This window comes from Roseovarius halophilus (ex Wu et al. 2025) (genome assembly GCF_047086965.1).
Window position 1 is genome coordinate 1 of record NZ_JBKOTX010000668.1, and the last position, 253, is coordinate 253.

Below are 253 nucleotides of genomic sequence, written 5' to 3' on the forward strand. Positions count from 1 at the left end.
TCTGTCGGGCGAAGCGCATGCCAGCAACCAGGGAGCTCTGATTAGCAGTTCGCTGATGATTGGCGACACAATCAACAGCCGTCTTTCGCAGCCGATGACGGGTGGAGTTTCTCAGTTCGCTGGGCCGGGTGCAATGAACAGCTTCGCGGCGATCGAGGGCGAGGCACTGGGCTATGCCGCAGTTGGCAAGAAGCGCTCTGTGGTCGATCCGAATTCGCCAATGGCTCACAAGGCGCCGGCTATGGTTGCGCCG

The 253-nt window shown here is 60.5% G+C and carries 1 protein-coding gene; it reads left to right on the plus strand.

Annotated features, from left to right (window positions below; all coding sequences use genetic code 11):
• The coding region (locus tag ACH107_RS33970; protein WP_412509944.1) for a hypothetical protein at positions 1-253 on the plus strand (253 nt) is incomplete at both ends.